The organism is Succinivibrio sp., assembly GCF_045124615.1.
Lineage (GTDB): Bacteria > Pseudomonadota > Gammaproteobacteria > Enterobacterales > Succinivibrionaceae > Succinivibrio > Succinivibrio faecicola.
Map to the genome: position 1 here is coordinate 1 of NZ_JBGVMC010000051.1, position 7,664 is coordinate 7,664.

The window sequence follows — 7,664 nt, forward strand, 5'->3', positions numbered from 1 at the left end:
AGTTAACACACACAGTATTAAATTTTATGGTAATTTATTACAAAAAAAAATGCACTTTGTTGCATTTTTCATAAAAAAACACCTTCATAATTTTGCGCAAAGAATAGTAGTAAAAAGCAATAAAATCAATATGTAAACACATTTCTTTTCATTTTGGATCAAAATTTGTTTACTGTTTTGTGATTTATATTACGTTTATCTGAAAATTTGTTTCACTTTTTCTTTTTCAATCAAAAGATACTGTATTGCAAGAATTGTTACTGCATTTTTAATTCTGCCAAGACCAATCTGCTTGTAAGCCTCTGTTAATGGTGCTTTAAATACACGAATATCCTCACCTTCAATATCAAGGCCACCATGGTTTGCAAGTTCTGACAGATCGGCATTTGCTATAAATACAGTTGTCTTCTCAGATGCTCCACCTGGAGTTGCGTACTCTTCACAGATTCTTAGAAGCTTATCTTCTGTTAAGCAAACTCCAATTTCCTCTTTTAACTCTCTGATTGCAGAAATCTCTGGTCTTTCATTACCATCTATCATTCCTGCAACGATCTCTATTAACCAAGGAGAGTCAGAATCTTTTAATGCGCCGATTCTGAACTGCTCAATAAGAGCTACCTCATCTGTTTTCACATCATATGCAAGAATCGCAACTGCATCTGCATCTCTTTCGAACACTTCACGTCTGAAAACTTTAGACTCTGTTCCATCAAATCTGCTATATGAAATATCATAAGCATCAATTGCAAAATACTGTTTAAATATGCGCTCTTTTTTATGAACCGTAACATTTTGCCCGTTAAAACGGTGTTTAAATAAATTATCAGTATTATTTGCCATAATATATTTCAGATCCGATACAATACAGTGAAAACATGGAGCAATTATGAACAGAATACTTTTAAAGAATGCTCTGCTTATTACCCCAGAGCGTATTATACGAAATGATCTTCTCATTGAGGGAAAAAGAATAGCTAAAATTGATAGAAACATCATTGATAATGATGCACAGATTTTAGACTGCCATGAATATATTGTTTTTCCTGGTCTTATAGATGAGCATGTTCACTTCAGACAGCCAGGAATGGAACATAAGGCAACAATTGAATCTGAAAGCAGAGCCTGTGTTCTTGGAGGTGTAACATCCTATCTTGATATGCCTAACAACTCACCTTCATGCACAACCATGAAGATGATTAATGAAAAGAAAGCTATTGCAGCAAAAGACTCTCTTGCAAACTATGGTTTCTATCTTGGAGCTGATGATAAGAATATTGATGAAATTGCAAATGCACCTGTAAGAGAAATTGCTGGCATCAAGGTGTTTATGGGCTCATCAACAGGCAGTCTGCTAGTTGAAGATGAAAAGAAGCTTACATCAATTTTTGAAAAGGCAAAAACAATTATCTGTCTTCACTGTGAGGACACAAAAACAATTCTTGATAATGAAAAAACTGCAAAAGCAACTTATGGTGAAAATGTGCCATTCTCTATGCATCCTGTTATCAGAAACAGAGACTGCTGCATTAAATCAAGTGCCCTTGCAATAGAAATTGCTAAAAAGACTGGTGCAAGAATTCATATTATGCATCTGTCAACAAAAGAAGAAGTTAAGATGCTTAGCGAGTATATGTATGGAGATGTTGTTACAAGACAGATCTCCGCAGAAGCTTGCATTCCTCACCTTTGCTTCTCTGATTTTGATTATCAAAGAAAAGGTGCTTATCTTAAGTGCAATCCATCTGTTAAATACGAGATAGACAGGCGCGCTCTTGTAAATGGTCTTGAAAATGGAATTATCACCACTGTTGCAACCGATCATGCTCCTCATGAAAAAGCTGCAAAAGAAGGTACATACTTTAAATGTGCTTCAGGTCTTCCTTCAGTTCAGTTCTCACTACAGAGTCTTTTAGAGCTGTACAAACAGCATGAAATCACATTAGAGACAATTGCAAAAGTTACATCTACTAATGTTGCAAAACGATTCCACATCAAGGATAGAGGCGCAATTAAGGAAGGTTATTTTGCAGATCTTGCAATTGTAAATCTGTCTTTGCAAAATACTGTTTGTGAAGATGATATTGCATCAAAATGCAAATGGTCTCCTTTTACAGGTGAAACATTCTCATCAAAGATTGTTCATACTATTGTAAACGGAGAGCTTGTAGTAAAAGATTCAAAGATAGTATCCGATGCTAAAGGAATGGCTCTTGAATTTGACAGATAGGATTACAACTATCTAGAAAAGATATAATCTGCTGTAGGATCTACAGCAGATTTTTTATAATTAGTACAAGTAGAAGCCGATCTTCTTATAAACGTCTTCTAAAGTCTTTTCTGCTCTTGCTGATGCTTTCTTTGCACCTTCCTTTAGAACTTCGTTCAGATATGATACATCCTGTCTGATTTCCTTGTAGCGCTGCTGAACAGGCTCAAGCATTGCAACAACAGCTTCACCAACCTCACACTTGAATGTGCCATACATCTGACCTTTGTATTTTTCAACAAGCTGTTCAACAGGTGTACCGGTTGATGCTGATAAAATCTCAAGAAGATTTGAAACACCAGGCTTGTTCTCCCAGTCATATGCAATTACAGGTGGATTATCACTATCGGTAACTGCTTTTTTCATCTTCTTTAAGATTGATTTAGGATCTTCTAGAATTCTGATTACATTATTCTGGTTATCATCAGATTTTGACATCTTCTTTAAAGGCTCCTGTAAAGACATAACACGAGCGCCTGCCTTTGGGAAATAACCTTTTGGAAGAGTGAAAGTTTCACCGTAGATATTATTGAAACGGGTTGCGATATCACGGGTGATCTCAATGTGCTGTTTCTGATCGTCCCCTACAGGAACAAGATCTGCCTGATATAAAAGAATATCTGCAGCCATTAGTACAGGATAATCAAATAAACCTGCTGTAACATTATCAGCATAGCGCTTTGATTTGTCCTTGTACTGAGTCATACGGTTAAGCTCACCTACCTGAGTATAACAGTTAAGTACCCATGATAACTGGCAATGAGCAGGAACATGTGACTGTAAGAAGATAGTGCTCTTGTTAGGATCAACACCTGCTGCAATAAATAAAGCAAGAGTGTTTAATGAACGCTCAAGCAACTCTTTTGGATCCTGTCTTACAGTAATGGCATGCTCATTAACAACGCAGTAGATACATTCGTAATCATCCTGCAACTGAACCCAGTTTCTTAAAGAACCGATGTAATTACCTACAGACAGTTCTCCTGATGGTTGGATTCCAGAAAAAATAATTTCCTTAGACATTTTTTAACCTATTTGTTTAATTATGAAATCTGTCAAATCGTTAAAATTATCAAAACGATAATCAAAATGTAGTTCTTTTTCATCCAGGCGGTTATAGCCATAAGATAAAAACGCAGTTTTTACACCCGCTCTTTGTCCTGCAAGAATATCATTGTTTGAATCACCTATCATTAAGGCATTCTCTTTTTTGATATTCATCTTTTCTAATGTATATTCAATAGGATAAGGATCAGGTTTTCTTTTACTTAAAACTTCGCCTGCTAGAATAAAATCAAACTTGTCGTAAATTTCCATATGCTTTAGCAAAGGAATTGCAAACATATGAGGTTTATTTGTAACAACAGCAAGTTTCAACTCCTTGCTTTTAAAGAGTTCTAACCCCTCTGTTACACCGTCATAAAGGCGATAATTCTCGCTAAGGCCCATTGTATATTTTTCATTGAACACTTCTCGGGCTTTTTTTAAAAGTGTTGTATCAATATCCTCTACTTTTGCATCAAAGCTACCCTTTATGCAACGTGCAAGTAACATATTGACTCCGTTGCCAACGTAGTCCTTGACCTGTTCAAGTAATGGAGGATTCAGACCTATTGCCTCAACAGCTTGCTTTGAGGCTTTTGCAAGCTGCACTACTGTATCAGCTAGAGTACCGTCTAGATCAAACAGTAGTGCCTCTAATTTAAATGAATTAGGCATTTAATGCACTGTGTAGATTGTCAATTGCAACTTTCTTGTCATCAGCTCCGAAGAAAGCAGAGCCTACAACAAAAACTTCAGCACCATAAGATTCAATTTCCTTGATGTTGCTGTCTTTTACGCCACCATCAACTTCAATAAAGATATCCTTATTAGCTTTCTGAATCTGTGCTTTAATCTTAGCAACCTTATTTAAGGTTGAAGGAATTGTCTTCTGTCCGCCAAAGCCTGGATTTACAGTCATAACTAGAACAAAATCAAGATCATCAAAAAGATACTCTAGAAGTTCAGGAGCTGTAGATGGATTTAAAGCAATACCTGCCTTAACATTCTTAGATCTGATGTATGTGAGCATACGGTGGGTATGAATACATGCCTCAGGATGGAATGAAATCCAGCTTGCACCAGCATTTATATAATCATCAACAATTTCTGGAGTTACAGGATCAATCATTAGATGAACATCAAAAACCGCATTTGGGAATTTCTGATGCATTGCTTTTAAAAATGCAGGACCGAAGGTCATATTTGGTACAAAATGATAATCCATTACATCAAAATGGATAACATCAACACCAACGTTCAGAGCCTCTTCAACATCTCTTTGTAAATTTAATAGATCTGCAGATAAAATTGATCCTGCAATTAAAAAGCGCTTATCTTTCACTTTAACTTCATCTCTTGTTGAACTTTGCCAAAGGTTTTAATGAATGGTCCAGCCTTCTTAACCTTTTCTGGTAAAGAAGATACTGTCTTCAAGCCTTCCTTAGCAGTTAAATAGTCACCGGTAATCAGAACATACCATAGTTTACCATTTCGTCTTGTCTGATAAATATAGTATTTGCCTGAAATAGTATCAGCTACATCAAGTAATGGTGCCTTGCTGTAACTTGCAAATATCTGCAAAGTATAGTGTCTTGGATTCTTTTTTAAAAGCTCCTCTTCACTTCCTGCTACAGATTTTTCCTTTTTTACCTTTGTTTGTTTATTTTTGGCTGTTTCAGTCTTTTTAACAGCTACACTCTTGTCTGAAGCTGATTCCTGAACATTTTTATTTTCTTTTGCTACCTGATTATTATCAGCTAACTTATTATCCTTTTTAGCATTTTCTGACTGCTTTTTCTTAAGTTCTTCTAAAGCTTTCTTGTCAGCTAATGCTTCTTGCTGCTGTTTTTTTATGAGAGCATCTTCATGTTCAATCTGATCTTTATAAAGAGCATTATCAGCTCTTGTAAGATATCCAGATTGTGTATTTACCTTAGATCCTCCCAATCCTTGCCTGGGATCGTCAACTTTTTCGCCACTTGAATTCTCAATAGCATCTAAAGTTTCTCCCTGTAAGGTAACCTCATTTTTAGTTGTCTTCTCAAGGCCCTGTGTTTCCACTCCACCTTCAATCTTATCAAGAAGCTCACCATTATCATCAACAACAGTCTTTGCATCTCCCTTTTGAGCATCTGCCTTGATGGAAGATACAGATCCTGCAGACACTGCTAAAGGATCGTCAGTTACATTTGATGTCTGATTTGAATTGCTCTGAACATCTTCAACCTTAACAGGTTCTGCTTTATTATTTATAGCATCCTTTGAACCTAAAATTACAGGAAGAAGGCAGGCTACTACAATAGCAAGGCAGATAAGAGAGATAAAAATCGCAGTCAGATTCTTTTTAGCCCCCGATGCAGCCTTTTTCTCAACAACAGGCTCTTTCTGCTCATTTTCTACTTGAGTTGGATCAGACATAAGTTTCTCCGTTAGTTTGATTATCTTTCCAATATTACCCTCGCATCTTTGAATTGCTTTTGGAAGCTTAGGTAATATTGCTTCATAAACATTATTTAATTGTGAAAATTCAAATCTTTTTTTGCAAAGCTCTAAGGCTTCTTCAACACCGATATATGGAATGGCTACCTCTTCAATTGAAAGATTCTTGTCAGTATTCTTGTATCCTTTAGTTTCAAGCCATAAAGGATGAGCTGTAACAAGAAAAGAAAATCTTCTTGTTCCTAATGAATGCTTGTACAAAGAAAAGATTTCATCTGCAAAAGAACTTACAACAAGATCAATATCATCAATAACGATCAGGACTTTTTCTCTTACAGGTACTGATGCTTTCTTAATGCTGTTTTCAATTGATTCAGATGCATCCCATTTATCCTGAGAGCACAGCTGCTGTAAAAACAGAGTTCTTAGTTTTTCAAGTTCCATTTCCCTTGAACAAGGAATAAAAACAGTAGTAAAGCGATTATCAAGAGAATTGATAACATGCTCTAGAACTGTTGTTCTTCCTGATCCTTGGTTACCTGAAAGAACAACAAAGTTGTCTCCGTAAGAAAACAGAGTGCCAACCTTGCCTGCACAGTCAAGTAAAGATTTTGGAACAGAAAAACCTAGATATGCCATTATTCAGCCTTTAAAGAGTTTACTAAAGCTACTACTTCAGAATCATCAACATCTGAGAATATCTTAACAGAGCCGATGGCAGTTGGCAGTACATATCTTATAATACCGTGACGTACCTTCTTATCATGACGCATATGTTTGATAAAATCGTCACCGCTCATGCACTCAGGTATGCTTACAGGAAGTTTTGCCTTTTTGCAAAGATCTTTCATAGAATCGAAATCCTCTTTACTGATAAGGCCTCTTTTTAGTGAAAGTGCAGATGCTATCACCATACCTAAACCTACAGCTTCACCATGAAGCCAGGTACCAAAGCCAAGATGAGCTTCAATTGCATGACCGAATGTATGGCCATAATTTAAAATAGCTCTTAAACCGTGCTCTTTTTCATCTTCTGATACAACAGAAGATTTCACCTCACAGCACTTTTTAACAATAGTATGAAGAGTATCTAAATCATCAGAAAATACTTTTTGTATATTCTGTGTCAGAAAATCATAAAATGCTCTATCGTAAATAATTGCTGTCTTTACAACTTCACCTAAACCTGCAGTTAATTCCTTTTGAGGTAAGGTTTTTAAACAATCTAAAGATGCAATTACAGCCTTTGGCTGATAGAAAGCACCTATCATGTTTTTGCCAAGAGGATGATTGATAGCTGTTTTTCCACCTACGGAAGAATCAACCATTGCAAGAAGAGTTGTTGGGATCTGAACAAATGGAATGCCTCTTTGATAAGCTGATGCAGCAAATCCTGCCATATCACCTACAACACCACCACCTAAAGCGATAATAGCACTGTCTCTACCATAGGCATTTTCCATGAGAGCTGTAAGGATCTGCCACCATGATTCAACAGTTTTGTATGATTCACCGTCTTTTAAGATGCAGCTTTTTACATTAAAGCCTTCAGCTTCAAGCTCTTTTTGCAGTCTTTGTAAATATAAAGGAGCTACAGTCTCATTAGTTACGACCATCAGATCTTTGATTTTTGGTAAAGCCTTTGATACTAATGGACCGTAATTAATCTCATTTCCAATATAAATTGGATATGATCTTGTATCTAAACCTACTGTAATGGTTTCCATTATGATTCCCTGATTTTTTCTATAATTGTTTCTACGCAGTCATGTATATCCATTTTTCCAGAATCAATGGTTATATCAGCGCACTCTTTGTACAAAGGATCTCTCTTACTGAAAATATCTGCAAGACGCTGACGTCTATCATCAACATTCAGCATTGGTCTGTTGTTATCATGGCTGGTTCTTAAATA

8 protein-coding genes are annotated in these 7,664 nt (G+C 36.1%); 1 reads left to right on the forward strand and 7 read right to left on the reverse strand.

Features of this window, described 5'->3' with window-relative positions:
• Window positions 1-195: 195 nt before the first annotated feature.
• Window positions 196-840 carry an NUDIX domain-containing protein gene (locus ACJML3_RS01275; protein ID WP_406019934.1) on the reverse strand — a complete coding sequence of 215 codons (645 nt, stop codon included), beginning with the start codon at window positions 838-840 and terminating at the stop codon, window positions 196-198.
• A 46-nt stretch (window positions 841-886) separates the two neighbouring features.
• Here ACJML3_RS01275 and ACJML3_RS01280 point away from each other — a divergent pair, with 46 nt between their 5' ends.
• A complete protein-coding gene (locus tag ACJML3_RS01280; protein WP_406019936.1) occupies window positions 887-2,227 on the forward strand; it encodes a dihydroorotase in 1,341 nt (446 codons plus the stop codon).
• Between the two features lie 60 nt (window positions 2,228-2,287).
• On the opposite strand, the gene trpS is transcribed toward ACJML3_RS01280, so the two are convergent.
• The 6 genes from trpS to ACJML3_RS01310 all read right to left on the reverse strand — a co-directional run.
• Window positions 2,288-3,289 (reverse strand): tryptophan--tRNA ligase, encoded by a 1,002-nt coding sequence (trpS, locus tag ACJML3_RS01285; protein WP_406019938.1) that lies wholly within the window; start codon window positions 3,287-3,289, stop codon window positions 2,288-2,290.
• A gap of 3 nt (window positions 3,290-3,292) precedes the next feature.
• Entirely contained in the window at window positions 3,293-3,985 is a 693-nt protein-coding gene (locus tag ACJML3_RS01290; protein ID WP_406019940.1) for an HAD-IIIA family hydrolase, read from the reverse strand.
• Window positions 3,978-4,652, reverse strand: coding sequence for a ribulose-phosphate 3-epimerase (gene rpe / locus ACJML3_RS01295; RefSeq protein WP_406019941.1), 675 nt, complete (start codon window positions 4,650-4,652; stop codon window positions 3,978-3,980). The genes ACJML3_RS01290 and rpe overlap by 8 nt, the downstream gene beginning before the upstream one ends.
• The gene (locus ACJML3_RS01300) at window positions 4,649-6,388 is read right to left on the reverse strand and encodes an AAA family ATPase (RefSeq protein WP_406019943.1); all 1,740 of its coding nucleotides are present in this window, start codon (window positions 6,386-6,388) and stop codon (window positions 4,649-4,651) included. Before ACJML3_RS01300 ends, rpe begins: the two co-directional genes overlap by 4 nt.
• Window positions 6,388-7,476: a 3-dehydroquinate synthase gene (aroB, locus tag ACJML3_RS01305; protein ID WP_406019945.1), complete on the reverse strand. Its 1,089-nt coding sequence runs from the start codon at window positions 7,474-7,476 to the stop codon at window positions 6,388-6,390. Before aroB ends, ACJML3_RS01300 begins: the two co-directional genes overlap by 1 nt.
• Window positions 7,476-7,664 (reverse strand): shikimate kinase (locus ACJML3_RS01310; protein ID WP_406019947.1); only part of this gene is annotated, 189 nt, incomplete at its 5' end. The genes aroB and ACJML3_RS01310, both read right to left, overlap by 1 nt.

Coding starts and splice junctions, on each gene's coding strand:
- ACJML3_RS01275 (WP_406019934.1), bottom strand. CDS start 840: ATGGCAAATAATACTGATAATTTATTTAAACACCGTTTTAACGGGCAA.
- ACJML3_RS01280 (WP_406019936.1), top strand. CDS start 887: ATGAACAGAATACTTTTAAAGAATGCTCTGCTTATTACCCCAGAGCGT.
- trpS (WP_406019938.1), bottom strand. CDS start 3,289: ATGTCTAAGGAAATTATTTTTTCTGGAATCCAACCATCAGGAGAACTG.
- ACJML3_RS01290 (WP_406019940.1), bottom strand. CDS start 3,985: ATGCCTAATTCATTTAAATTAGAGGCACTACTGTTTGATCTAGACGGT.
- ACJML3_RS01300 (WP_406019943.1), bottom strand. CDS start 6,388: ATGGCATATCTAGGTTTTTCTGTTCCAAAATCTTTACTTGACTGTGCA.
- aroB (WP_406019945.1), bottom strand. CDS start 7,476: ATGGAAACCATTACAGTAGGTTTAGATACAAGATCATATCCAATTTAT.